The organism is Halorubrum wangae (genome assembly GCF_051194135.1).
Classification (GTDB): domain Archaea; phylum Halobacteriota; class Halobacteria; order Halobacteriales; family Haloferacaceae; genus Halorubrum.
Genome location: NZ_JBLZNH010000002.1, coordinates 688,486 through 711,633 on the forward strand (window position 1 = coordinate 688,486; position 23,148 = coordinate 711,633).

The following is a 23,148-nucleotide window of genomic DNA, read 5'->3' on the forward strand; positions in this document are numbered from 1 at the left end:
TCGACTCGCCTCGGTGCCGAGACGGGACCTGACGGGGCAACGGCCCCTCCCGGGAGGCACGCGGCCGTTGACGCGACGGGCTCACGGCCGCGGAACTCGACGCCCGCGCTTCCAGAACGCGTCGCCCGCGGTCACGCGAACCGATGCTCGAACTCTCGGATTCCCTCGTCGTCACCGACGACGATGAGTTCGTCGTCCGCGTGGATCTGCGTGTTGGGACCGATCTCTGTCAGCGTCTCGTCGCCGCGCTCGATCGCGATGACAGTGCAGCCGGTCGTCTCGCGGACGTTCGCCTCGCCGACGGTTCGCCCGACGAGTCGCGGCACGCGGCTCCTGACGACCTCTATCTGCTGATCCAGTGAGAGCACGTCGCGGTCGTCGAGGACCGTCGAGGCGGACAGGCGGCCGGTGACTCGACCGAGCGAGAGCACGTAGTCGGCGCCCGCTCGATGCATCTTCTGGATGCTCGGGGCCTCTTCGACACGGGCGAGGATCTGCGTGTTCGGCGCCAAGTCGCGGACCACGAGCGTCGTGAACTCCGTCGTGGTGTCGTCGGGAAGCGCGAGCACGACCGTTCGCGCCGCCTCGACGCCTGCGGCACGCAGCGTCTCCGGGTCGGTGGCGTCGCCGACCACGTCGACGCCCTCGGCGTCGGTCTGGTCGACGATAGTGACCGGCAAGTCGGCGCTTCGGATGGCCTCGGCGGCCGTGCGGCCGACCTGTCCGTAGCCGATGATGACTATCTCGCCGGCTCCGAACCGACGCGTCGCGGAGTTCGTCAGCTCGACAAGCCGCTCCAGCTGATCCGATCGCCCGGAGACGAGCAGCACCGTTCCGGGCGACAGCGTCGCGTCCGGCGGGGGCGCCGCGTCGAACTCGCCGTTGAACCACGCGCCGATCACGTTGACGCCGACGCGCTCGCGAACCCCACTGTTCGCCAGCGTCGAGCCGGCTATCGGGCTCCCGTGCGGCACTGACACCTCCGCGAGCTGGAGCGAGTCGCCGATGTCGACCGCCTCACCGAGGTCCGTCTGGAGCGCGGTCGTCACCTTCGCGGCGAGGCTCTCGCCGAGCAGCACCCGCGGCGACAGCACTTCGTCCGCCCCGGCGAGCCGGTGATACCGCTCGCGATCGGGGTCCTCGACGACGCTGATGACGCGCACGTCCGGTGCCAGCTCTTTCGCGGCGAGCACGATGCTCGCGTCGACCCTGTCCGACACGTCGGTTATCAGCGCGCGGGCCTCGGAGAGGTTCGCGGCGGCGAGTCCGTCGGTGGACTCCGGGTCCGCCTGGATCACCGTCTGACCCGCTTCGTGAAGCCGAACCGCGCGTTCGGCGTCCGGTTCGACGATCACGTACGATATCTCGCGCGAGTCGAACTCCTCGATGAGCGCCGCCGACCGCGAGGTGTCCGAACAGACGACGACGTGCCCAGATACCCCCTCGTCCAGCGACGTGGGTGCGCTCGTCGAGAAGGCCTGTTCTAACAGCGGCGTCACCACCACGGGCAGCGCGCCGATCAGCAGCACCATCCCGACGAGGTCCATCACGGCGATGAAGGCGTTCATCTGCTCGCTCTCCCACGGCGCGTCGCCGCCGAATCCGGTGGTCGTGAACATCTCGATCGAGAATCGCAGCGACTCGATCAGCGTGCGCGGATCGCCCTCGTACACCCGCATCCCGTACCGGTAGACGACCGCGGTGAAGATCAGCACGAAGAGGACGAAACCAAAGTACCCGATCACGCGACGCTTCCACGAGTCCATTTGGCTCTCGTACACCACCCACCCACAAAAACGGGCCACGTCCGTCGCCGTCGGAGCCGAAGGTCGATGGTTTAACTCACGGGGGTCTCTAACACCGGACATGGTGCGGAACTCGTCGCGGGAGGAGGATCCGCCGTCGGTCGACGACGTCTTGGACGCGCTGGCCGACGACGCCGCGCGCCGGATCGTGACGGCGCTCACCGAGCCGAAGACGGCGAGCGACCTCTCCGAGGAGTGCGACATCCCCCTGTCGACGACGTACCGCAAACTGGAGAAGCTCACCGATGCCTCCCTGCTCCGGGAGTCGACGGACATCCGTCGCGACGGACAACACACGACACGGTACTCCGTCTCGTTCGACTCGGTGACCGTCTCGCTCGACGGGGCGGACGACGCGCATCGCGACCTGTCCATCGAGTTCTCGCGGCCGGAGCGCACACGGGACGAACGGCTGGCCGATCTGTGGTCTGAACTGCGAGAGGAAACATGACAACACACATAAATTTGGCCATCATCATCGCAAAGACCGCCATCCTACTGCTCGGTGGCAGTATCACCTACCACGCGATCCGCGCGTACGGTAGGACGGGTGATCCCTCGCTGCGTGCGCTCGGGGCCGGATTCGGTATCGTCACCGTTGGCGCATTGGTCGGCGGCGTCTCGCACCAACTCATCGGCGCTCCCCTCGCGGTGGGAATTGCGATAGACAGCCTGCTGACCGCGGTCGGCTTCGGCGTTATCGTCTACTCGCTGTACGTGGATTGACCGCCTCGACGCGCCCGCGGATATCGACACTTAACGAACCCCACTTTCGGTAGCCTTTTGCGCCGCTCCGTCGTCACTTCGCGTCATGAGCGACGCACGCGAGGAGCTCTCTCGCCGGATCGCCGGCGAGATAACGCTCAGTGACGACCCCGGGGCGACGCTCCGGAAGTGGCGGACCGACTTCGACGTCTCGCAGACGGAGCTCGCCGATCAGCTCGAGGTCTCCTCGTCCGTGATCTCCGACTACGAGAGCGGCCGGCGCGAGAGCCCCGGTATCGGCGTCGTGCGTCGGATCGTCGACGGACTGTTGGACATCGACGAGCGCCGCGGTGGTGGCCGGCTCCGCCAGTACGCTCGCGTGCTCTCGGCGGGCTTCGAGAGCGACATCGTCCACGACCTCCGCGAGTACTCCACGGCGGTGCCCGTCGAGGAGTTCTACGACGCGATGGACGCGACGGAGATCGTTCGCGGCGACCAGGACCACGTCAACGGCCACACCGTGATCAACTCCATCGAGGCGATCACGCGGCTCTCCAGCGAGGAGTTCTACCGGCTGTACGGTCAGTCGACGAACCGCGCGCTCGTGTTCACGGGCGTGACCCGCGGCGAGTCCCCGCTGGTCGCGCTCCGGGTCGTGAGTCCGACGCCGAACGCGGTCGTTCTCCACGGCATCGAGGCCGAGGATCTCTGGGACCACGCCGCCGACCTCGCGCGCGTCGATCAGTTCTCGCTGGCGACGTCGACGCGCGACCTCGACGACTGCCTCGCCGACCTCCAGACGCTGTGAGCGGTTCGGCGAGATGGATCGTCGACCCGCTCGAACCGCGGCCCTGAAACCGCCGGCGCCCCTTCCACCGCGTATGACCGACGAGTACGCCGAGCGGCTTCGCGCCAACCGCCGCGAGAAGGACGACTTCTTCGCCGAGCACCCGCAGTCGCCGATCCCGCCCGAACACCGCGACGGGTTCGACGGCCTCGACTACTTCCCGCCCGATCCGGACTACCGCGTCGAGGCGACCGTGACTGTCCACGACGACCCCGAGCCGGTCGAGATGGAGACCACCGCGAGCAACCCGGTCCGGTACCTCCGGGTCGTCACCTTCGCGTTCGACGTCAACGGCGAGGAGCATACGCTCGCCGGCTATCGACAGGAGGGCGAGGAGGGCGCCATCTTCGTCCCCTTCCGCGACAAGACGACCGGTCAGCAAACGTACTACCAGGGTCGATACATGGAGCTGGAGCCCGACGGCGACCTCGACGACGGCGGTGTCGTCACTCTCGATTTCAACCTCGCGTACAACCCCTTCTGCGCGTACAGCGAGACGTTCGCCTGTCCGCTTCCTCCCGAGGAGAACTGGCTCGAGATAGTCGTTCCGGCCGGCGAGCGCGCGCCCGACCTCGAGTAAGCCGCGATCCGCGGCGGTCATCGGATATGGTCATCGAACGAAACGTCGAGTCGCTGAGTCGCCGAACTGCCCGGTCCGCCCTACCGCTCTAACTCGACCGTCAGGTCGGTCGCGATCCACGCGTCCGTGTTCCCCTGCTCCGCGAAGATGGTCCGGTCGGGTGAAGAGCGACTCGCCGCGACGGTCGGGCGTGCGTCCGCCGACTCATCGCCGCTGCGGTCGATCCGGTCCCCAGTGGTCATTACCACTCCGTCAGGGGTACGGCTGGTTATAGGTTTCGGTCGGCCTAAAACGGCGCGGGTCCACGGATCGCGGGACGCGGCGATCCGCGCGGGGGATCGGAGCGCATTACCCAGCGGCGGCCGTCCGCTCCGACGATGACGGATTCGCTTTTCGCGCCGCTCACGCTGCGCGACACCGAGTTCCGGAACCGCGTGATGCTGTCGCCGATGTGTCAGTACTCCGCGGAGGACGGGTTCGCGAACGACTGGCACCGAATCCACCTCGGCTCCCGCGCGGTCGGCGGGGCCGGCGTGGTGATGACGGAGGCGACCGCGGTCGAAGCGCGCGGTCGGATCACTCCCGGTTGTCTCGGCATCTGGTCCGACGAGCACGCCGAGACGATCGAACCGATCGTCGAGTTCGTCCGATCGCAGGGTTCGACGCCCGGAATCCAACTGGCGCACGCCGGGCGCAAGGCCTCGCACCGTCCGCCCGCCGAGGGGGGCGACCCGATCCCCGCCGCCGATCCGACGGTCTGGGAGACGGTCTCCGCGACCGACGAGCCGTATCCGGACGGCGACCACGCGGACACCGGCGAGCCTGCGGCGACCCGCCGGATGGACGTTGAAGATGTCGACGACGTGATCGAGTCGTTCGCCGACGCCGCGAACCGCTCGCTCGACGCCGGCTTCGAGATCGCCGAGGTTCACGCGGCCCACGGCTACCTCCTCCACCAGTTCCTCTCGCCGGTCACCAACGACCGCGACGACGAGTACGGCGGGAGCTTCGAGAATCGGACGCGACTCCTTCGCGAGGTAGTCGCGGCCGTCCGCGACGTCTGGCCCGACGACAAGCCGGTGTTCGTCCGTATCTCGGCGACCGACTGGCTCCCCGACCGCGACTCGTGGGACGTCGACGACTCCGTGCGCCTGGCCCCGCTCCTCGCCGAGGCCGGCGTCGATCTGATCGACGTCTCCGGCGGGGGGATCCACCCTGATCAGCAGATTCCGGGGACGGGGCCGGGGTATCAGGTCCCCTACGCCGAGGCGATCCGCGAGGGAACCGACGTGCCGGTCGCCGCGGTCGGCGGAATTACCGAGCCGACGCACGCCGACGCCCTGGTCCGGAACGGACGGGCAGACCTCGTTGCACTCGGCCGAGAGATGCTACGACGCCCGTATTGGCCGCTGGAGGCCGCCCACGAACTCGGCGCGGAAGTCGAGTGGCCGGTGCAGTACCGGCGCGGCCGCTTCGACTGAGAGATTGCCGGGGACGGTAGACGAGAATTCACCGCACACTCCGACAACACTTATTCTCGTTCCGGGAGCCGACCGCGTATGGAGTACCGACCCGTCCCCGATGAGCGCACCGACGAGTTCGCCGCGTTCATGCGGTACGCCTTCGCCCCCGCAGAGGGGCCGTACGACCCAGACGAGGCGGACGATCACGACACCGTCTCCGAGCGGCGCGGCCTGTTCGACGCGGGCGACGATCTCGTCGCGGTCTGCGCGCATCACTACTTCACGCTCCGGATCCGCGGTGTCGACCGAGACATCGCCGGGCTCTCCGCGGTCGCGTCCCCGCCAGAACACCGAAGGCAGGGGAACGTCCGGCGTCTGCTCCGCGAGTCGCTGACCGAGTACCGCGACCGCGGCGTCGACCTCTCGGTCCTATGGCCCTTCGAGTATCCCTTCTACGCGTCGTTCGGCTGGGCGACCGCCAGCCGGTATCGACGGCTCACCGCGCCGCCGGACCAGCTCGGCTTCGTCGACGAACTGATCGCGAGCGACGGCGACGCGGCCGGGAGCTTCCGCCCGCTCGACGAGGACGACTACGCGGCCGTCAGGTCGCTCCTCGCGTCGATGGCGGAGCGGTACGACCTCACGATGGCTTGGACCGAGGAGTGGTGGCGCGAACGAGTCCTGCAGGGGTGGAAGACGGACCCGTTCGTGTACGGGTGGGAGCGCGACGGTGACCTCCGCGGGCTCTGTCGGTACACCTTCGACGACGACCCCGACGACGCCGAGGAGGCCGTCATGCGGGTCTCCGACATCGCCGTCGCCGACGACGAGGCGTGGTTCCAGCTACTTCGCTTCTGTCGAAACCACGACTCGCAGGTCGGCGAGGTCCGGATTCGTGCGCCGCCGGACGCCCTGCTTCTCGACCTCGTCGCGGACCCCAGCGCCGTCACCTGCGAGGTCGGGACCGGACCGATGGCCCGACTTGTCGACGTGGCCGCCGCCCTCGAAACGCTCGATCCGAACCCGGCGACCGAGGCGACGCTCTCGCTGTCGGTCGACGACGCGCTCGCACCGTGGAACGACGCCGTCTTTCGCGTGGTCGTCGCGCCGGGCTCTGTCTCGGTCGGGCCGCACGACGCCGAGCCCGAGTCCGTCGAGGCGGACGCCGCCGCCGACGTCGGTGCGCTCTCTCAGCTGTACGTCGGCTATCGTTCCGTGGACGAACTCAGTCGAGCCGGCGGACTCGCGGCCGGTGACGGGGGCGAACTCGACGACGACGTCGCCGCCGCGCTCCGCGCCCTGTTCCCGCCGCGGACGACGCACTTCCGCGAGGGGTTCTGAGCCGCCGACTCGGCACCTCACCGTCGGCTTCGGCGCGTGCCTGTCTCGGCCGGCCTTTTTATTCGCGCGACGCGTACCACGTGGTATGAGTTCCCGCGACGACCGACGCGACGACGAGCTCGAGGAGCGCCTCGACGAGCTCGAAGACGTTCTGACCGAGCTTCGCCGCGACCTGCGGGAGTCCGGCCGCGACCGACGCGAGCCGCCGCGGCCGCCCAGCCTCTCCGAACTACTCCGGTTCACCGAGCAGTACACGATTCCGACGGTCATCGCGCTGTTGGAGACCACGATAAAGTCGCTCGAACTGCTCCGCGGAACCCTCCGGATCGCCGACCCCGGCCGGAATCTCGCCGACGACGCCGGCGCGACCGCCGACCGCCTCGCCGACGTGCGCGACGGCGCGAGCGCCGGCCTCGCCCGGTCGCTCGCCGAACTCCGGACGGCCCTCTCAGAGGCCGACCTCCCGGAGGAGGCCGCCTCGCGGTCGATCATCGCCGAGGCCCGGGACCTGACCGCAGAGATCGAATCGCGGATCGAGGAAGGTCGGCGACAGGCCGACGCCGCGCGGCGGCCGAACCGTCGCAGCGACCGGGACGCGGGGCGGGATCGCGACGATTCCGGCCGCGCCCGCGGCGTTCGGATCGACGTGACCGACCCCGACGCGGAGTCCGAGGAGACTGCGGCCGCCGGTGAGGCCGAGGCCGCGGACGACCCGGCCCCCGAGGTCGACGTCGAGTCCGAGCTAGAGTCGATCAAGCGCGAGGTCGACGGGGACGACGCGGACGAGGAGGAAGAGGACGACGACGCGGACGACACGGCTGACGAGAGCGGCGACTCCGCGACCGACGACGACGCGGACGAGACCTGAGTACCCGCTCGCCGCGACGACCTCGCGTTCGAACTTAAAAATCCACGCCGAGGACGTCGGCGACGCGCTCCGCGGAGTCGACGAGCAGGGCGTCGTCGTCGGTGAACACTTCCAGCGCGACGGTGCCGTCGAAGCCGTCGAGTTCCGCCGCCACCGCCTCGTACTCCACCTCGCCGGCGCCGACCGGGAGGTGGGTGTCGCCGCGGCGACGCACGTCGTGACAGTGGAGGTGTGAGACGCGGTCGCCGTGGGCGCGGAGGAACCGCGTGATGGCCTTGTTCCCGGCTTCCATGTACGCGTGTCCCACGTCGAAGCAGATCGGGGTGTCGGTCTCCTGGGCGATCTCGCCAAGGACGGAGAGCTGGAGCCCCGCGTGCTGGTGACCGACGTTCTCGACCACGACCTCGACACCCGCTTCGCGCCCGGCGTCGGCGATTCGACGGAGCTGCTCGGCGGCAACCTCGCGGAACTCGACGTCGTCGCGGTCGACGGAAGTTGCGTGGAGGACCGCCTTCTCGGCGCCGAGTTCGCCGGCGTCATTTAAAAGGCGCCGCTGGTAGTCGACGATGGCGTCGTTGACCTCGGGGACGTACGTCGCCAACCGCTGCCCGTACGGGAGGTGGACGAGCAGGTCGCGTCCGTCGAGCGCCCGCTCCATGCGCTCGGGATCGATCGCGCCGGGGACGAGCGTCGGCTCGCCGACCCCGAGTTCGCAGAAGTCGAACCGTGACGGCGACGCCTCAAGGCGGTCGAGGTCGTCGCCGACGGTGAGGCCGATATCCATATCGGCGGTGCGTGCGGCGGCGTGTTATAAGTAGTGTACGGCGTGTCGCGGTGATGCCGTGGTCGAGTTGCTGCCGAACTCAGTCGTCGAGCGGGTTGTCGACGTCGATTTCGCCGGCGTCGATCTCGGCTTCGACCTCTCGGACCGCGGTCACCATGTTCTCCATCTTGCCGTACGCGATGTCGCGGGGCAGGAGCTTCAGGCCGCAGTCGGGCGAGACAGTGAGCTTCTCCGGCGGGACGACGCGGAGCCCCTGTCGGACGTTCTCCTTGATCTCCTCGACCGACTCGACCTCCGCCGTGTGCGCGTCGACGACGCCGAGCGCGAGGTCAGGCTCGAACTCGGGATCGGTGAACGTCGGGATCTGCTCGAAGTCGCCGTTACACAGTTCGACGTCGAACTCGTCGATCGGGTAGTCGTTGATCTCGGGGTAGATCCGCGAGTAGTCGCCGTAGCAGACGTGGAGGCCGATGCGGACCTCCTCGTCGATGCCCGAGACGATGCGTTCGAGCGCCTCGCCGACGATGGCGTGGTCCTCCGGCGTCGTCGCCAGCGCGGGCTCGTCGATCTGGATGTAGCGCGCGCCCGCCTCGACTAGCTTCTCGACCTCCTCGTTGACGAGGTCGGCCAGGTCGTAGACGAGCTCTTCGGTGGAGGGGTACGCCTCGTTGAACGCCCAGAATCCGAGCGTGTAGGGCCCCGTGATCGGGACCTTGACGGGGCGCTCGGCGACGTTCGTGGTGAACTCGAACTCGTCGACGAGCCACGGCTCGTCGTACTCGACCTCCTCGACGACCGAGGGCTTGTCGAAGTAGTTGTGGCCCCACACCTTCACCGGCCCGTTGAACTCGTAGCCGTCGATCCGCTCGGCGAAGAACTCCACCATCTCGTTGCGGCGCATCTCGCCGTCGACGACCGTGTCGAGCCCGGCGCGTTCGTGTTCGTGCGTGATGAGCCGACAGGCGTCGTCGTGGGCCTCGTCGAGGTCCGCGGCGTCGAACTTCGAGTCCGGGTCGTCGACGAGTTCGTCGGCTCGGTTCAGCCACTTCGGCTTCGGGTACGAGCCGACGACGGTCGTCAGCAGGAACGCGTCGTTCGGGTGGTCGTTCGGGCGGAACTGTTCGCGGTTGGCAGACGGGTTTCGGACCATTATTCGAGCACCTCCGCGGCGGCGGCCAGCGTGTTCAGCTTCGCGCGGTACTTGTTCGCGGGCAGGTAGAACAGCTCCGTGTTGGGCGTGAGATACGTCCGGTCGAACCCCTCGGCGGGGATCTGCGACTCGAACCACTCGACGCGCTCCGCGACCGTCTCCGGCTCCTCGACGAGCGTGTTCTGCCCGTCGACGAGGCCGAGCGCGAGCGAGTCGGTTGTGCCGAACTCCTGCACGTTGTACACCGAGTCGTCGCGGTCGCCGGCGACCAGGTCGAGTCCGAGCGCGTCGGCGCCCGCCTCGTCGACGAGGTGCGCGTACAGCTTCTCACCGAGCGCGCCGTACGAGGTCTGGACGACGACGTCGGCGTCGGTCGCGTCGGCGACCGTCGCGATGGCGTCCGTCGCGGTCGACTCCGCGCCCTCGCTCGGCGGGTTCGTCACGAGCGACGGCTCAACGAGGAACAGCGTCTCGTGAGCGGGGAACGCCTCGACCTCGCCGGCGAGGAACTCGGCGATGGCGGCCTGGAACTCGGCCTCGTCGCCGTAGTACTCGTCGCTCGCGAGGTCGGCCAGCGAGTAGGGTCCGGGCAGCGTCGCGGCGAGAGGTGCCTCGCCGTCGATCAGCTTTCTCGCCGACTCCAGTTCGCGTGCCACGTCGCCCGAGAAGTCGAGGTCGTCGACCACGCGCGGGTCGCGGTAGAAGTTGTTGTTGTCGTAGTATCGCACGATCCCGCCGGTTTCGACGCTGTCGTGTACCGTCAGCGGGTGCGCGATCATGTCGTCCCAGCGTCCCTGCCCCTCGACCACGCGGTCGAGGCCGGCGTCCAACTGGTCGTCGACGTACTCCGCACGGACCTCGTCGTACTGCTCGACGATCGCCTCGCTCTCGTCGCCGCTCAACAGGTCGCCCTTCTGGTGACCCTTGAGGTCGGAGAGCGTCTCTTTCGCCCAGTCCGGAAGCGGATACAGCCCCGGCGTGGCCGCGACACGTTCAGTCATCACCAGAAATTCGATATGCCGTCGTATAATATTTGCTAATGCAGTTTATGCTTAAAAGTAATATCCCTTCGGCATCGACTCACGTCGATCGCAGCGCGAGCACGGAGAGGCTCTCGAACGGGAACGACTCCTCGACGACCACCTCGTAGTCGAAGCCGGCATCGTCGACCAGGGCGAGCACCTCGTCGTACCCCGTCAGCGAGGAGACGAGCAGCAGTACCACGCCGTCGGGCGCGAGAACGCGTCCCACGTCCGCGAGGAACGGTTCGATAAGCTCGCGACCCGACTCGCCCCCCGAGAGCGCGTGCTCCATCCAGTCGTCCCACTCGTTGTCGGGGTCGGTCGGAAGGTACGGCGGATTGAAACAGACGGTGTCGAACGCGTCGGCGCGAAACGGTGCACAGAGGTCGGCGACGACGCCCTCCACGCCGCGGTCGCGGGCCTGCCGCGCCGCGTGCGGGTTGAGGTCGCTGCCGACCACGTCGAGGTCACGCTCCTCGGCGACGCGCGCCGCGACCCAGCCCGAGCCGGTCCCCACCTCCAGCACGCGACCGTGCGCCGTCTCGACGGCGGCCTCCGCGAGGAGCCCGGAGTCCTCGGCGGGCTGGTAGACGACCGCCTCGTCGACGCCGCGACGCGCCGCGAGGTCGGCGGCGGTGTCGTCGCTCATTGGCTGTTCTCCTCGCTCCCGTCGCTCGGACTCCCTCCGCCCCGCGTCGTCGCTCGCCCCTCGACCGACGCGTCGAGTTGCGGTCCGGACGCGTCGTCCGTCCGCGCGGAGAGCGTCTGCTGCGGGAACGGGATGACGATACCCTCGTCTTCCAACGCGGTCTTGATCGCGCCCATGGCGGCGGTCTGCGTCCGCCATCGCTTCCGCATGCTCGGGTTCCGGATCCAGTACCGGACGCCCAGGACGACCGCCGAGTCGTCGAACCGCTTCGTCACGGCGTCCGGCTCGGGCATCGCGGCCACGTCGTCGACGTCGGCGACGACGCCTTCGATCACCGACGCCGCGCGCTCGATGTCGGTCGCGTAGTCGACGCCGACTTCGATCTCGATCCGCAGGCGGTTCCGGCGGGACCGGTCGATGATCGAGCCCGATCGCACGTCGTCGTTCGGGAGCGTAATCATCTCACCGTCGAACGACCGAAGGCGGGTGCTCATGATCGAAATCTCCGTGACGGTCCCCTCGTGGTCACCGACCTCGACCCAGTCGCCGACCTCGAACGGTCTGGAGAACATCAGCACGAACCCGGCGAGCACCGCGCCGAGCGTCTGTCGGGCCGCCATCCCGACCACGATTCCTAAAAACCCCGCCCCGACGAGGAGGCCGCCGACGTTGTCGGTGAACAACCCGACCACGACGAGCAGCGCGAAGGTGTACACCGTCAGCTGCGTGAGCCGCCGAACCACCTCCTCCTGATGGTCGGTGAGGATGGTGCTCTCGGCGGATATCTGGCGGATGAGACCGCCGAGAAAGTCGGTGAGCGCGTAGGCACTCGCCAGCAGCACCACCGCGAGCACGACGTTCGACAGCTGGTTCGTGATCGCGGCCGACTCGTACGCGTCGACGAGCGCGCCGCTCCGGTCCCACACTACGAGCAGCGAGAGCGCCCCCACGGCCGTGGCGGCGCCGACGGACGTCGAGAGCAGCAGACGCTTCATCGACGACAGCTCCCCGTCTCGCCGCTTCACCCACGCGGTGAACGCCCGCACGCCGAGCACGGCGGCGACGATCAGCGCGGAGGCGATAGTGCGCCGCACGTTCTCGGTCAGGGTGCCGTAGAGGTCTCCGACGGGTCCGGTGGCGGTGCCGCCGGCGGTCAACAGCTCCGGAAGCGGCGTCGCGGAAGCCGCCCCGACCGCGACGTGCCCGAATGCCGACTGGACGAGCGCGAGTCCCATCTCCGCGGTCACGCCTCGCCGGGCGAGCCGTGCTCGCGGGCCAGTTCGGCCAGCGCGGCGAACGCGGCGGGCTCCAGCGTCCCGGGGCGCCGGCGGAGAAGCTCCTCGTCGGCCGCCTCGACGACGGCCTCGGGCGCGTCGAGCCCGGAGATGTGGGCCGTGTTCCGGATCGCGTTCCGCATCGTCTTGCGCCGCTGGGTGAACAGCGCCTTCACGAACCGGAGGAAGAACGCCTCGTCGCCGACGGCGTAGTCGGGGTCGCGGGGCGTACACAGGACGACGGCGCTTTCGACGGCGGGCTGGGGGTCGAACGCCTCCTTCGGAACGCGCTCGACGATTTCCACGGCCGCGTAGTGCTGCGCCGAGACGGAGAGCCGGCCGTACTCCGACTCGCCCGCGGACGCCACCATGCGCTCGGCGAACTCGGCCTGGAACATCAACACGAGCGGCTTCCCCTCGGGGAGCAAGCGGAAGGCGATCTCCGAGGAGACGCCGTACGGGAGGTTGGCGACGCAGGCGGTGAAGGGCGGGAGGTCGACATCGAGCGCGTCGCCCTCGATCACGTCGAGGAGGCCGTCGTCGACCGCGGTCGCGAACTCCTCGCGAAGGAACGCGGCGAACGTCCCGTCGCGCTCGATCACGGAGAGGTGGCCGGGGGCGTCGCCGTCGCCATCGCCGTCGTCGCTCGCGATCGTCGCCAGCAGTCGGTCAGTGAGCGCCCCCGCCCCGCCGCCGATCTCCAGCAAGTGGCTCGTGTCGGCGTCGTCCGGGAGGTATCCGGGGATTCGGTCGAGCACGCGGTCGTCGACGAGGAAGTGCTGGTCGCGGTCGGGGTTCGCGCGCTCCCCGGCCCGCCGCGCGAGGGCGTCCGGGTCGCGGTCCCCGTACGCCGCGGCCTCACCCGTCGATAAGTCGGTCATGGCCGCGATAGACCGGCGTTCCGGGTAAAAGTCCCGTTTCGAGGCTCACTCGTCGCGCCCGGCGAACGACCGGTACTTCAGGTCGTCCTCGCGGATCTCCTCGACGATCCGTTCGACGATCACCTCACGCGGGCGGTAGAGGCCCGAGACGCGCTCGGACACCTCGTCGAAGCTCTCGAAGGGGCCGCGCTTGCGCTCGTCGAGGACGTTGTTCCGGAGCTGTTTGCCGACCCCGGGGAGCAGATTGAGTTGGTGGAGCCGGAGGGTGATTGGACCGGCTTCGTTGTAGAAGTCGACGAACCGCCGCTCGTCGGCGTCGACGATATCCTCGACCGCGTACTCCACCTCCGCGGCCGCGTTTCGAGTGAGGTCGTCGTACGACACCTCGCGGTACCGACCGACGGCCGGACCGTCGAGCGCGAGGCGGTCGCTCACGGAGACGTCGGCGTCATCGTCGAGGGAGAGTTCGTACAGCCGGAACGAGTTGGTCCCGAGGCCGTACGCGACCGGCGATTTCCGTGACGGGGGGCGATCGTCGTCCGGTCGCCCGTTCGGTAACACGTCGAGTAGGACGGCGATGGGGCCGTCGTCGTCGTCCGCCGCGTCGGGCGCGTCGGTTTCGGAATCGCTCATGCTCGATTCATCGCCCCGTACGGTGAAAAAACCGCTGCCGCGCGGGCCTATCGTGAGAACTCGATCGCGGCGCCCTGCCCGAAGCCGACGCAGAGCGTCGCGAGTCCGCGGTCGGCGTCGCGTTTCTGCATCTCGTGGAGCAGCGTCACGGGCAGGCGCGCACCGGAGGCACCGAGCGGGTGCCCGATGGCGATTGCGCCGCCGTTGACGTTGTACCGCTCCTCGTCGACGCCGAGTTCGCGGCGGGAGTACTCGCACTGCGAGGCGAACGCCTCGTTGAGTTCGACCAGGTCGTAGTCGTCGATTGTCGTCCCGGCACGGTCGAGCAGGCCCCGCGTCGCGGGCACCGGACCGATCCCCATCACGGTCGGGTCGACGCCGGCGACGTTGTTCGTGCCGACCTCCGCGAGCACGTCGAGCCCGTGGTCCTCGGCGAACGCCTTGCTCGTCACCAGCGTCAGCGACGCGCCGTCGGATATCTGCGAGGAGTTCCCGGCCGTGACCGTGCCGTCGCCGGTGAACGCGGGCGAGAGGCCGGCGAGCTTCTCGGCCGTCGTATCCGGGCGGATCCCCTCGTCTTCTTCCACGAGGCCGTCGTCCGTCTCGACCGGAACGATCTCGTCGTCGAACCGGCCCGAGTCGGTCGCCTCGGCCGCGCGCTGGTGGCTCCGGGCCGCGTACTCGTCTTGGGCCTCGCGGCTCACCTCGTACTCCTCGGCCACCTTCTCGGCGGTCATCCCCATCTGCAGCTGGAAGAGGTTGTACTGCTCCGAGAGCTCCGGGTGAAGGTGCTGGTAAGAGTCGCCGTCCATCGGAACGCGGCTCATGTTCTCGACGCCGCCGGCGACGATGCAGTCACGGTTCCCCGCCGCAATCGCGTCCGATGCGGAGATGATCGCCTGCATCGAGGAGGCACACCAGCGGTTGATCGAGGTTGCGGGCACGGACTCGCCGAGTTCCGAGAGCAGCGCGATGACGCGGGCCACGTTGTTGTCCTGCTCGGTACGCTGCTGGGCGACGCCCCACATCAGGTCGTCGACGTGGTCGCTCGTCAGCCCCGTCTCCGCAAGCGTGTGGTCGATGAGCGTCGTCGAGAGGTCCTCACTCCGGACGTCCTCGTAGACGCCTCCGTCTCTTCCCTGCGGCGTTCGGTAGGCGGCGGCGATCACCGGTGTCGTCTCGTCTGTCATGAATGATCACAGGTCCGTGGTACTCTTAAATGGCCGTGGAACAGGCGGAAATATGCCCGGAGTTTACGGTTTACTGACTCCGTTGACAGTTACACGCGTGCTATTGCCGGGTATGACCGCCGACAGCGGGCGAGCGTAGCACAGAACCGTTCTGCGAGCGAGCGTAGCACAGAACCGTTCTGCGAGCGAGCGCAGCGACATCTGCGACGACGGTACCTGCTCAGTTTCGTGTCTTATCGGATATCCAGACAGTGTCACAAATCAGTAGAAATTGTTATATTCTGGTCCGCCATCATGATTACTGATTAACATGAACAACCCAGACAATACGACTCGTCGCCGACTGCTCCACGGTGTCGCGGGGGCAACGGCGCTCACGGCCGTCCCGGTGGGAACCGCGCTCGGTAGCACGGCGAAAAGCAACTTCGAAGACGAAGACGGCAACGGCATCCCCGACGAAGGCGAAGTCGTCACGGGCGCGTACAAGTCGCGGTACGCCTACGACGCGAACGGTGACTACTACTGAGACCTGGGCGACGGTCGCACGCAAGGCACCGTGAGCGGGTTCGACGAACTCGACCAGTCCACCATCACCAACTGCTACTACAAAGTGCAGTACCGGGGCACGTTCGAGAACGACCCGTTCCTCGACTCCGGGTGGGTGAAGAACCAGATCAACTGCCGAGGCTACGACGACAACGGCACCTACAACTACACCATCGTTCACGAAACCGACCCGCGGTACACCGGCGACCGTCCCGAAACCTTCGGCGGTGACTGGGAGTACCACGTCGACGTCGAGGGCGGGTTCGGAAACAAGTTGACGCGCCCGCAGAACCCGTCCAACCGGTAATCGGTCGTTGGCCGCCCCCGACGCCGGACCTCCCTGTTCGGCCCAGCCCTATACCCGAACGCCGACGGAGGAGCTCAACAGGGCCTATTTCCGTTATCCTCGCGAATGGTTATCATGGTAACTGATGCGATCGTCGAGTCGACCGAAACAGGGCGGGAACGGCCACGGCTGCGGCCACAATATTTTCGGCGTCGGATCACTCGGGGTCGCCTTTTCGGTCGCGGACCTGATCGACGACTGAGTCGCGTTCAACAGACCCGAATCAGTCCGAGAGAAGCGACTCGCCGGTCATCTCCGCCGGTCGATCCACCCCGATCAGGTCCACGAGCGTCGGGGCGATGTCGCAGAGCGAGCCACCCTCGCGGACCGTCCGTCCGCCGTCGTCGCCGTCGGGCGTGAGGTAGACGAACGGGACCGGGTTGAACGTGTGAGCGGTGTGGGGCTCCTCCGGAGTCCCCATGTCGTCGGCGTTGCCGTGGTCGGCGGTCACGACCGCGTGGCCGCCCGAGTCGGCGACCGCGTCGAGGAGCCGACTGAGCTGGGCGTCGACGGCCTCCACCGCCGCGACCGCGGCGTCGAAGTCGCCGGTGTGACCCACCATGTCCGGGTTGGCGTAGTTGAGGACCATCAGGTCGGGGTCCTCGGTCTCGATGATACCGATCGCCTCGTCGGTGAGCTCCGGGGCCGACATCTCCGGCTGCCGGTCGTAGGTGGGGACGTCGGGGCTCTTCACGATTTTGCGCAGTTCGCCGGGGAACTTCACCTCGCGACCGCCGTTGAGGAAGTACGTCACGTGCGGGTACTTCTCTGACTCGGCGATCCGAAGCTGGGTGAGGTCGGCGTCGGCGACGACCTCGCCGATGGTGTTCTCGGGGATCTCCGGCGGGAACGCGACCGGGAACTCGAACGTCTCGTCGTACTCGGTCATCGTCGTCATCCGAATGTCGGGCTGGTCAACCTCGAACGACCACTCGGGTCGGGTGTCGGTGAGCAGGCGGACAAGCTGGCGGGCGCGGTCCGCCCGGAAGTTGAAGAATATCACCGCGTCGTCGTCGCTGAGGGGCGGCTCGTCGTCGACGACCGTCGGCTCGATGAACTCGTCCGTCTCGCCGCGGGCGTGGGCCTCGGTCGCGGCCTCGACCGCCGTGTCGGCTCGGTGGGGCGCCTCGCGTTCGACGATGGCGTCGTACGCCTTCTTCGTCCGCTCCCAGTTCTCGTCGCGGTCCATCGCGTGGTACCGTCCGGTGACGGTCGCGACGTCCCCCGTCCCGCGCTCGTCGGCCTTCGCCTCCACCTCGGCGAGGAATCGGTCGGCGATCTCCGGGGCCGTGTCACGGCCGTCCGTGAACGCGTGGGTCGTCGCCGGCACCCCCGCGTCGGCCGCGGCGTCGATCAGCGCGAGCAGGTGTTCGACGTCGGAGTGGACGCCGCCGTCGGAGACCAGCCCCATGAAGTGGACCCGCCCGCCGGTCGATCGGGCGTGCTCCAGCGCCCCCGCGATGGCGTCGTTGTCCGAGAGCGACCCCGCTTCGAGCGCGTCCGTGATCCGGGTGTACGCCTGCTTGACGACCCGTCCCGCGCCGATGTTCAGGTGACCGACCTCCGAGTTCCCCATCTGCCCCTCGGGGAGTCCCACGCGTCGCCCGTGGACGACGAGCCTCCCGTCCGCACCGCGCTCGGTCGCGTCGTCGAACGTCGGCGTGTCGGCGGCCGCCACCGCGTCCCGACCGGCCGGACGCCCCGAGGGGTCGACCGGGTCGCCGTCTTCGCCCGCACTGTCGTCGCCCGCACCGCGTCCGAGTCCCCAACCGTCGAGGACGATAAGCGCCGTTTGCATACTCTCTTGTTCCCCGCGGCGGGGTAACTACCCTTCGCTCCGTGCGATCCCAGCACGGCACCCGCACGGCCGTCATCGCCCGTGATCGTCACGCGACGCCGGTCCGCGTACCGAGGTGCGGCCGGTCGCGCGCCGTAAGTCAGCCTTTTATATATCCGACGCTAACCATACGTTAATGGACTCCGCGGTACTGCTCGATCTCCTCGGCAACGAGAACCGGCGGCGCATCCTCCGGCTTCTCGCCACCAAGCCCTGCTACGTCACGGAGATCTCGGAGTACCTCGACGTGAGCCCGAAGGCGGTCATCGACCACCTGCGGAAGCTGGAGGAAGCCGGGCTGATCGAGTCGACGACCGACGACCAACGCCGGAAGTACTTCCGGATCTCTCGGAGCCTCAGACTGGAGGTGAGCGTCTCGCCGTACGGCTTCGGCGCGAAGAGCGCCTATCCCGCCAAGAACAGCCTCGACATGTCCGGGCGGTGTCCCCACCTCACCATCGAGGCGCCCGACGGGTCGGGCACGTCGAACGACATCGCCGACCTCGCAGGGGAGTACGCCCGACTCCAGGACCTCGACCGCGAGCTCTCGCTGGCCCAGCGGTGGGTGCAAGGACGGGTCGAGGACGCGCTCGCGAAGATCGAGGAGCGACTCGGCACTGAGGCCGACAGCCGCTTTTACGCCGCGATCCTCGCCGCGGTCGTCGAAACCGACGGCACCCCCGCGTCCGTGGCCGACGAGGTCGGCGCCCGCGAGAGCACCGTCGCCGACGCGCTGGGCCGACTCGCCGACGTCGGCGTCCTCGCCCGCGAGGGCGACGGTGACGGCGAGCACTACCGCGTCCGGTAGCGCGCCGGCGTCGATTTCGTCGCCCCTCCCAGCACGTCCGGCCGCTTCCGGAAGCTTTTGAACTGCGCCCCGAGGAGATGGCGTGTGACCCGAGCCCGGAACCTCGCGCTGTTTGTCGTCCTCGCCGCGATCTGGGGATCCGCGTTCATGGCCATCAAGGCCGGGCTGGCGTACTTCCCGCCCGTGCTGTTCGCCGCGCTCCGGTACGACGTCGCCGGCGTCATCATGCTCGGGTACGCCGCATACGTCGTCGACGATCCGATTCCGCGCGGACGCGACGAGTGGGCCGTCGTCGCGGTCGGCTCGACGCTGATCATCGCCGCCTACCACGCGTTCCTCTTCATCGGCGAGACCGACCCGGCCGTGACGAGCGCGGTCGCGGCCGTGATCGTCAGCCTTTCGCCCGTGTTGACGACCGTGTTCGCGCGCGCCTTCCTCCCCTCCGAGCGGTTGACGGTCGTCGGCGTGACCGGACTCCTCGTCGGCCTCGTCGGCGCGGTCGTGCTGGCCGCACCCGACCTCTCGAACCTGACGGGCGGCGGCGCGGTCGCGAAACTCCTCGTCCTGCTGGCGGCGGCCTCGTTCGCGCTCGGGTCGGTGCTCACCCGCGCGTCGGACTCCGACATTTCCATCGAGACGATGGAAGCGTGGTCGATGCTGCTGGGCGCGCTGTTGATGCACCTGCTGTCCGTCGGGCTCGGCGAGTCCGTCAACGCCGTCTCCTGGACGACCGAGGGGATCCTGTCGCTGGCGTACCTCTCGGTCGCCGCCAGCGGGCTCGGCTTCCTCATCTACTTCGACCTGCTCGACCGACTCGGCCCCATCGAAATCAACCTCGTCTCCTACGTCGCCCCGATATTCGCCGCGGTCACCGGCTGGCTGTTCTTAAACGAGGGGATCACCCTCAACACCGTCGCCGGCTTCCTGATCATCTGTCTCGGCTTCGTGCTGGTGAAGCGGGCGGCGTTCCGGTCCGCGCTCCGCGAGTACGGCATCGCCGGGTAAGTCGCCTGGACGGCGTATGCCAACTCGACGCACACTCACCGATCCTATTAGCCGGTGCTGCGAGACTGGCCGTCGCGAGGGGCTGTTGTGAAACACCTGACCTTCGCCGACGCGAGAGTCCACGACGAGATTAATACACTATCTCACAGACGGAGTGAATCGAGGCCACGAACTACCGGAATTCGGTTGCCTCGCCGGCTGAGACGCGGTTCTTACACACCCGCCGTGAGCCAACAAACACTTATCACGCCCGAAACGAATCGGGGTCATGTCCCTCCCCGACCGAACGAGCGGTACGAACGGAATCGTCGGCGGCGCGGCCGCGGGCGCCGTCGCGTACCTTCTCGGCTACCTGTTCACGTACGTCACCCAGCAGTCGGCGGTCGAGGAACAACTCGCGGGGGTCAACTTCTTGGCCGACCTGTTCGGCGGGGACCCGATCCCGGTCTGGAAGGCGATCGGGTGGGTGTTCTACAACGGACACTTCGTCAACACCCGAATTCCGTCGCTGGTCGGCGGCTCTCGGACGGTGAACCTCATCTCGCAGGCCGAGGGCGGATCGCTGTCGCTGCTGTTCGTCGTTCCGCCGGTCCTGCTGTTCCTCGCCGGTCTCGTCGCCGGTCGGGTCGCCGGGGCGACGGAACTGGTCGACGGTGCGAAGGCCGGGTCACTCGTCATCGGCGGATACCTCCCGCTGGCCGTGATCGGCGCGCTCCTCTTCCGGTACTCGGTCGGCGACGGGGCGGTCGCTCCCGACGTCGTCACTGCCGTCCTTCTCGCCGGGGCAGTGTACCCGGCGGGCTTCGGCGCCGCCGGCGGCGCGGGGGCGACGCTGCTGAGCGACTGACCGAACGAGCGTCCGCGCGAACGTCAGCAGAAGGGTCGCTTGCCTGCCTCCCGAACTCAGTAGTCGTCCGGGTCGGGGTCGAATCGGTCGCCGTACTCTCGAACCGGGTCGACCGGTCGGCCCTTGTCGGTCTCCGGTGCGACGTAGTCGATGAACGCCTCGACGTCGGGTTCGCGAACGCGGACGTCGACGTTGATTTCGCCGAGTTCGTCGGACTCGCCCACCGCGAAGTTGACGATTCCCTCGAACGCGGCCTGCTTTTTTAAGGAGAACGCGAACCCGTCCTCGGTACTGTTCCGCAGGAACACTCGGCGGGCGGTGTCGAGTATCTCCTGTTCGTGAAGCACGTCGGAGAAGGCGTCGAGGGTGTGCGCCTCGGCGACGAGCAGCCCGTCTTCGTGGACCGGCTCCGCGTCGGGGAACACGTTTCGCACCGCGTCGTCGACCCGGTCGGTAACCTCAGTGTCGTGGACCGGGACCTCGATTCGCACGTCGATGCTGTAGATCACGCGCCGTCACCTCCGGCGTTGGCCGGCTCGGCGGCGTCCGGGTCCGGGTCGGCGGAGCCCTCCGCGTCCGCCCCCGCCGAGACCCCCAGCACCTCGCGAATGCGAGTCCGGAACGCCGCGAGCGTTCCCGTGTTGTCGACCTCTACATCGGCCCGTTCGAGGGTGTCGCCGAGGCCGAGATCGATTTCGCGCTCGTCGCGCTCGCGGAGGGCCTCGAGGTCCGAGTCGGAGTCGTCGCGACCCCGATCGTCGAGGCGCTCGGCGCGCAGTTCGAACGGCGCCCGGATCGCCACGAGGGTGAAGTCGTCGCCGAACGCCTCGCGGAAGCGCTCCAGTTCGACGGTGGAGCGCAGGCCGTCGACGAGGACCGCGTCGCGGTCGCTCTCCGCGGCGGCCTCGCGGATACGCGGCAGCGTGCGGGCGGCGATTGCGTCGTCGCCCTCCTCCTCGCGGAGCGCCCGCGCGATCCGGCCGTGGTGCTCGGCGGGGTCGAGTCCGCGGCGGCGGCACTCCGCCCGGATTACGTCGCCCATCACGACGACCGGGATGCCGGCCGCCTCGGCCACGTTCGCCGCCTCCCCCTTCCCGCTTCCGGGGAGCCCGACGGTTCCGATAACGTTCATTGGCGCGGAGTAGTCCCGTGCCGGACTTAGGTCTGCTGTTGAGTCACGGCGCCGGTCCGAACCGTCGGCGTTTTTTATATCGGGCGGCAGAGTACGAGACGAGGGCACGTAGCTCAGCCAGGATAGAGCGTCGGACTTCTAATCCGATGGTCGTGGGTTCGAATCCCATCGTGCTCGTTCGATGCCGTCGCACTCGTTCTCGCGGGCGGAGTGGCTCGTCGCCGATTTGGAGCAACCGACGAGCGTCACGAGCACCGGTGACACACGGGGAAGCGGCCGGAACGGGCCGCGGTCGGCTCCGCCGCCACTCGCGATGCGATCTCTTAGTCGGCCACGCTCGGCGTTCCGAGGTACTCCTCGTTGAGTTCGTACTCGCCCTCGTCGTTCTCGATCAGGTACTCGCCGTAGTAGGGCACCCGATTAGCTACCACTTCCTCGAACGTCTCCGCGATTTCCTTGCGGCTCATCTCGCCCATCGACCGAAGGTCGTCGTTGCGGTTGAGACAGCCTTTTAAATACCCTTCGTGGGTGACGCGGACGCGACCGCAGTTCGCGCAGAACGACTCGTTCTCGACGGGGTCGACGATTTCGACCATACCGCCGCCCTCGCCGTCTGCGTTCTCGCCGACGAAGTAGCGCTTGCGGTCGTGCATCTCGCGGTGCTCGACACGGTCCGCCTTCCCGGCGAGCCAGTCGTGGACGCGCCCGATGTCGATGTTCCACTCCGGCTTCCCGGTGAGTTCCGGCATGTACTCGATGAGCTGGAGCTGGAGCCCCTCGTTCTCCGCCACGTGGTCGACCATCTCCTCGACGTAGCCGGCGGTGTGCGTGAAGACGACCATGTTGAGCTTTACGGGGTCGAGGCCGGCGTCGACGGCCGCCTTGACGCCTTTTAAGACCTGCTCGTACGCGCCGGATTTGGTCACCTCGGCGAAGTCGTCGGGGTCGAGCGCGTCCTGCGAGACGTTCACCCGGTCGAGTCCGGCGGCCTTCAGGTCCTCGGCGCGGCCGGGGAGGAACGTCCCGTTCGTCGTCATCGACACCTCCATCGAGTCGGGCGTGCGCTCGATGATCTCTTCTAAGTCCTGTCGGAGCATCGGCTCGCCGCCGGTGAACTTCACCGAGTCGACGCCGTACCCCTCGACGACCTCCAGAAAGCGAACCACGTCGTCGGCGCTCATCTCGTCCTCACTCGGTTCCATCGGGCCTCGCGTGTCGCCTAACCCCTCGTTGTGACAGTAGACGCAGTCGAAGTTACAGCGGTCGGTAAGCGAGATCCGAACCCCCGTCACTTCCCGCCCGAAATCGTCCGCGAGTGGCCCGGTCATGACAAGTGAAAGCAGGCGTGATCGCTTAAACATCTGGGTCGATCGTGACCGGGCGAAACGATCACCGGTTACGCCCTCCGAAGGGGGTTCGACTGACACCGCCGCTG

General features: G+C 68.0%; 26 protein-coding genes and 1 tRNA gene. 13 read left to right on the forward strand and 14 right to left on the reverse strand.

Translation table 11 applies throughout. The annotated features are described in order from the left end of the window. Positions 1-131: 131 nt before the first annotated feature. Positions 132-1,766, reverse strand: coding sequence for a potassium channel family protein (locus ACNS84_RS08665; RefSeq protein ID WP_435074447.1), 1,635 nt, complete (start codon positions 1,764-1,766; stop codon positions 132-134). 100 nt (positions 1,767-1,866) lie between these two features. Here ACNS84_RS08665 and ACNS84_RS08670 point away from each other — a divergent pair, with 100 nt between their 5' ends. The 4 genes from ACNS84_RS08670 (at position 1,867) to ACNS84_RS08685 (ending at position 3,937) form a co-directional block, all read left to right on the forward strand. Next, entirely contained in the window at positions 1,867-2,256 is a 390-nt protein-coding gene (locus tag ACNS84_RS08670) for a helix-turn-helix domain-containing protein (protein ID WP_435074448.1), read from the forward strand. Then, positions 2,253-2,531 carry a DUF7521 family protein gene (locus tag ACNS84_RS08675; protein ID WP_435074449.1) on the forward strand — a complete coding sequence of 93 codons (279 nt, stop codon included), beginning with the start codon at positions 2,253-2,255 and terminating at the stop codon, positions 2,529-2,531. The genes ACNS84_RS08670 and ACNS84_RS08675 overlap by 4 nt, the downstream gene beginning before the upstream one ends. An 85-nt stretch (positions 2,532-2,616) precedes the next feature. After that, a complete protein-coding gene (locus tag ACNS84_RS08680; protein ID WP_435074450.1) occupies positions 2,617-3,318 on the forward strand; it encodes a helix-turn-helix domain-containing protein in 702 nt (233 codons plus the stop codon). 73 nt (positions 3,319-3,391) lie between these two features. Next, positions 3,392-3,937 carry a DUF1684 domain-containing protein gene (locus tag ACNS84_RS08685; protein ID WP_435074451.1) on the forward strand — a complete coding sequence of 182 codons (546 nt, stop codon included), beginning with the start codon at positions 3,392-3,394 and terminating at the stop codon, positions 3,935-3,937. 80 nt (positions 3,938-4,017) lie between these two features. Here ACNS84_RS08685 and ACNS84_RS08690 read toward each other — a convergent pair whose 3' ends face one another. Next, positions 4,018-4,179 (reverse strand): hypothetical protein, encoded by a 162-nt coding sequence (locus ACNS84_RS08690; RefSeq protein WP_435074452.1) that lies wholly within the window; start codon positions 4,177-4,179, stop codon positions 4,018-4,020. Between the two features lie 135 nt (positions 4,180-4,314). On the opposite strand from ACNS84_RS08690, the gene ACNS84_RS08695 reads away from it, so the two are divergent. The 3 genes from ACNS84_RS08695 to ACNS84_RS08705 all read left to right on the forward strand — a co-directional run bounded on the left by ACNS84_RS08695 (position 4,315) and on the right by ACNS84_RS08705 (position 7,609). Further along, complete coding sequence (locus tag ACNS84_RS08695; protein WP_435074453.1) at positions 4,315-5,418, forward strand: NADH:flavin oxidoreductase/NADH oxidase; 1,104 nt, start codon at positions 4,315-4,317, stop codon at positions 5,416-5,418. A 78-nt stretch (positions 5,419-5,496) separates the two neighbouring features. Continuing rightward, a complete protein-coding gene (locus ACNS84_RS08700) occupies positions 5,497-6,741 on the forward strand; it encodes a GNAT family N-acetyltransferase (RefSeq protein WP_435074454.1) in 1,245 nt (414 codons plus the stop codon). An 85-nt stretch (positions 6,742-6,826) separates the two neighbouring features. Next, positions 6,827-7,609 (forward strand): DUF7547 family protein, encoded by a 783-nt coding sequence (locus ACNS84_RS08705; protein WP_435074455.1) that lies wholly within the window; start codon positions 6,827-6,829, stop codon positions 7,607-7,609. 34 nt (positions 7,610-7,643) lie between these two features. On the opposite strand, the gene ACNS84_RS08710 is transcribed toward ACNS84_RS08705, so the two are convergent. The 8 genes from ACNS84_RS08710 to ACNS84_RS08745 form a co-directional block, all read right to left on the reverse strand. Continuing rightward, a complete protein-coding gene (locus tag ACNS84_RS08710) occupies positions 7,644-8,393 on the reverse strand; it encodes a sugar phosphate isomerase/epimerase family protein (protein ID WP_435074456.1) in 750 nt (249 codons plus the stop codon). A 79-nt stretch (positions 8,394-8,472) separates the two neighbouring features. Beyond that, entirely contained in the window at positions 8,473-9,543 is a 1,071-nt protein-coding gene (locus ACNS84_RS08715; RefSeq protein WP_435074457.1) for a methionine synthase, read from the reverse strand. After that, complete coding sequence (locus ACNS84_RS08720) at positions 9,543-10,544, reverse strand: 5-methyltetrahydropteroyltriglutamate--homocysteine methyltransferase (RefSeq protein WP_435074458.1); 1,002 nt, start codon at positions 10,542-10,544, stop codon at positions 9,543-9,545. Before ACNS84_RS08720 ends, ACNS84_RS08715 begins: the two co-directional genes overlap by 1 nt. Positions 10,545-10,623: 79 nt before the next feature. After that, a complete protein-coding gene (locus ACNS84_RS08725) occupies positions 10,624-11,214 on the reverse strand; it encodes a HemK2/MTQ2 family protein methyltransferase (protein ID WP_435074459.1) in 591 nt (196 codons plus the stop codon). After that, complete coding sequence (locus ACNS84_RS08730; RefSeq protein ID WP_435074460.1) at positions 11,211-12,449, reverse strand: mechanosensitive ion channel family protein; 1,239 nt, start codon at positions 12,447-12,449, stop codon at positions 11,211-11,213. Before ACNS84_RS08730 ends, ACNS84_RS08725 begins: the two co-directional genes overlap by 4 nt. An 8-nt stretch (positions 12,450-12,457) precedes the next feature. Then, entirely contained in the window at positions 12,458-13,369 is a 912-nt protein-coding gene (locus ACNS84_RS08735) for a 16S ribosomal RNA methyltransferase A (protein ID WP_435074461.1), read from the reverse strand. Positions 13,370-13,414: 45 nt separating this feature from the next. Next, positions 13,415-14,002 carry a DUF655 domain-containing protein gene (locus ACNS84_RS08740; RefSeq protein ID WP_435074462.1) on the reverse strand — a complete coding sequence of 196 codons (588 nt, stop codon included), beginning with the start codon at positions 14,000-14,002 and terminating at the stop codon, positions 13,415-13,417. 47 nt (positions 14,003-14,049) lie between these two features. Further along, positions 14,050-15,192 (reverse strand): thiolase family protein, encoded by a 1,143-nt coding sequence (locus tag ACNS84_RS08745; RefSeq protein WP_435074463.1) that lies wholly within the window; start codon positions 15,190-15,192, stop codon positions 14,050-14,052. 310 nt (positions 15,193-15,502) lie between these two features. Between ACNS84_RS08745 and ACNS84_RS08750 the strand changes: the two genes are divergently transcribed. Both ACNS84_RS08750 and ACNS84_RS08755 read left to right on the forward strand, forming a co-directional pair. Further along, a complete protein-coding gene (locus tag ACNS84_RS08750; RefSeq protein ID WP_435074464.1) occupies positions 15,503-15,718 on the forward strand; it encodes a hypothetical protein in 216 nt (71 codons plus the stop codon). Between the two features lie 30 nt (positions 15,719-15,748). Then, the gene (locus ACNS84_RS08755; RefSeq protein ID WP_435074465.1) at positions 15,749-16,045 is read left to right on the forward strand and encodes a hypothetical protein; all 297 of its coding nucleotides are present in this window, start codon (positions 15,749-15,751) and stop codon (positions 16,043-16,045) included. A gap of 262 nt (positions 16,046-16,307) precedes the next feature. Here ACNS84_RS08755 and gpmI read toward each other — a convergent pair whose 3' ends face one another. Beyond that, on the reverse strand, positions 16,308-17,882 hold the full coding sequence (gene gpmI, locus ACNS84_RS08760; RefSeq protein WP_435074466.1) for a 2,3-bisphosphoglycerate-independent phosphoglycerate mutase: 1,575 nt from the start codon (positions 17,880-17,882) through the stop codon (positions 16,308-16,310). 175 nt (positions 17,883-18,057) lie between these two features. Between gpmI and ACNS84_RS08765 the strand changes: the two genes are divergently transcribed. The 3 genes from ACNS84_RS08765 to ACNS84_RS08775 all read left to right on the forward strand — a co-directional run bounded on the left by ACNS84_RS08765 (position 18,058) and on the right by ACNS84_RS08775 (position 20,581). Further along, positions 18,058-18,729, forward strand: a complete 672-nt coding sequence (locus ACNS84_RS08765) for an ArsR/SmtB family transcription factor (RefSeq protein ID WP_435074467.1) — start codon at positions 18,058-18,060, stop codon at positions 18,727-18,729. Between the two features lie 84 nt (positions 18,730-18,813). Next, a complete protein-coding gene (locus ACNS84_RS08770) occupies positions 18,814-19,734 on the forward strand; it encodes a DMT family transporter (protein WP_435074468.1) in 921 nt (306 codons plus the stop codon). 268 nt (positions 19,735-20,002) lie between these two features. After that, a complete protein-coding gene (locus tag ACNS84_RS08775; protein WP_435074469.1) occupies positions 20,003-20,581 on the forward strand; it encodes a DUF7978 family protein in 579 nt (192 codons plus the stop codon). Between the two features lie 56 nt (positions 20,582-20,637). Here the strand turns inward: ACNS84_RS08775 and ACNS84_RS08780 are convergent, their stop codons facing one another. After that, on the reverse strand, positions 20,638-21,090 hold the full coding sequence (locus ACNS84_RS08780) for an RNA-binding domain-containing protein (RefSeq protein WP_435074470.1): 453 nt from the start codon (positions 21,088-21,090) through the stop codon (positions 20,638-20,640). Then, positions 21,087-21,713 (reverse strand): AAA family ATPase, encoded by a 627-nt coding sequence (locus ACNS84_RS08785; RefSeq protein WP_435074471.1) that lies wholly within the window; start codon positions 21,711-21,713, stop codon positions 21,087-21,089. The genes ACNS84_RS08780 and ACNS84_RS08785 overlap by 4 nt, the downstream gene beginning before the upstream one ends. A gap of 102 nt (positions 21,714-21,815) precedes the next feature. On the opposite strand from ACNS84_RS08785, the gene ACNS84_RS08790 reads away from it, so the two are divergent. After that, positions 21,816-21,890 (forward strand) — tRNA-Arg (locus tag ACNS84_RS08790). A gap of 146 nt (positions 21,891-22,036) precedes the next feature. Here the strand turns inward: ACNS84_RS08790 and moaA are convergent. Next, complete coding sequence (moaA, locus tag ACNS84_RS08795; protein WP_435074472.1) at positions 22,037-23,041, reverse strand: GTP 3',8-cyclase MoaA; 1,005 nt, start codon at positions 23,039-23,041, stop codon at positions 22,037-22,039. Positions 23,042-23,148: the final 107 nt, after the last annotated feature.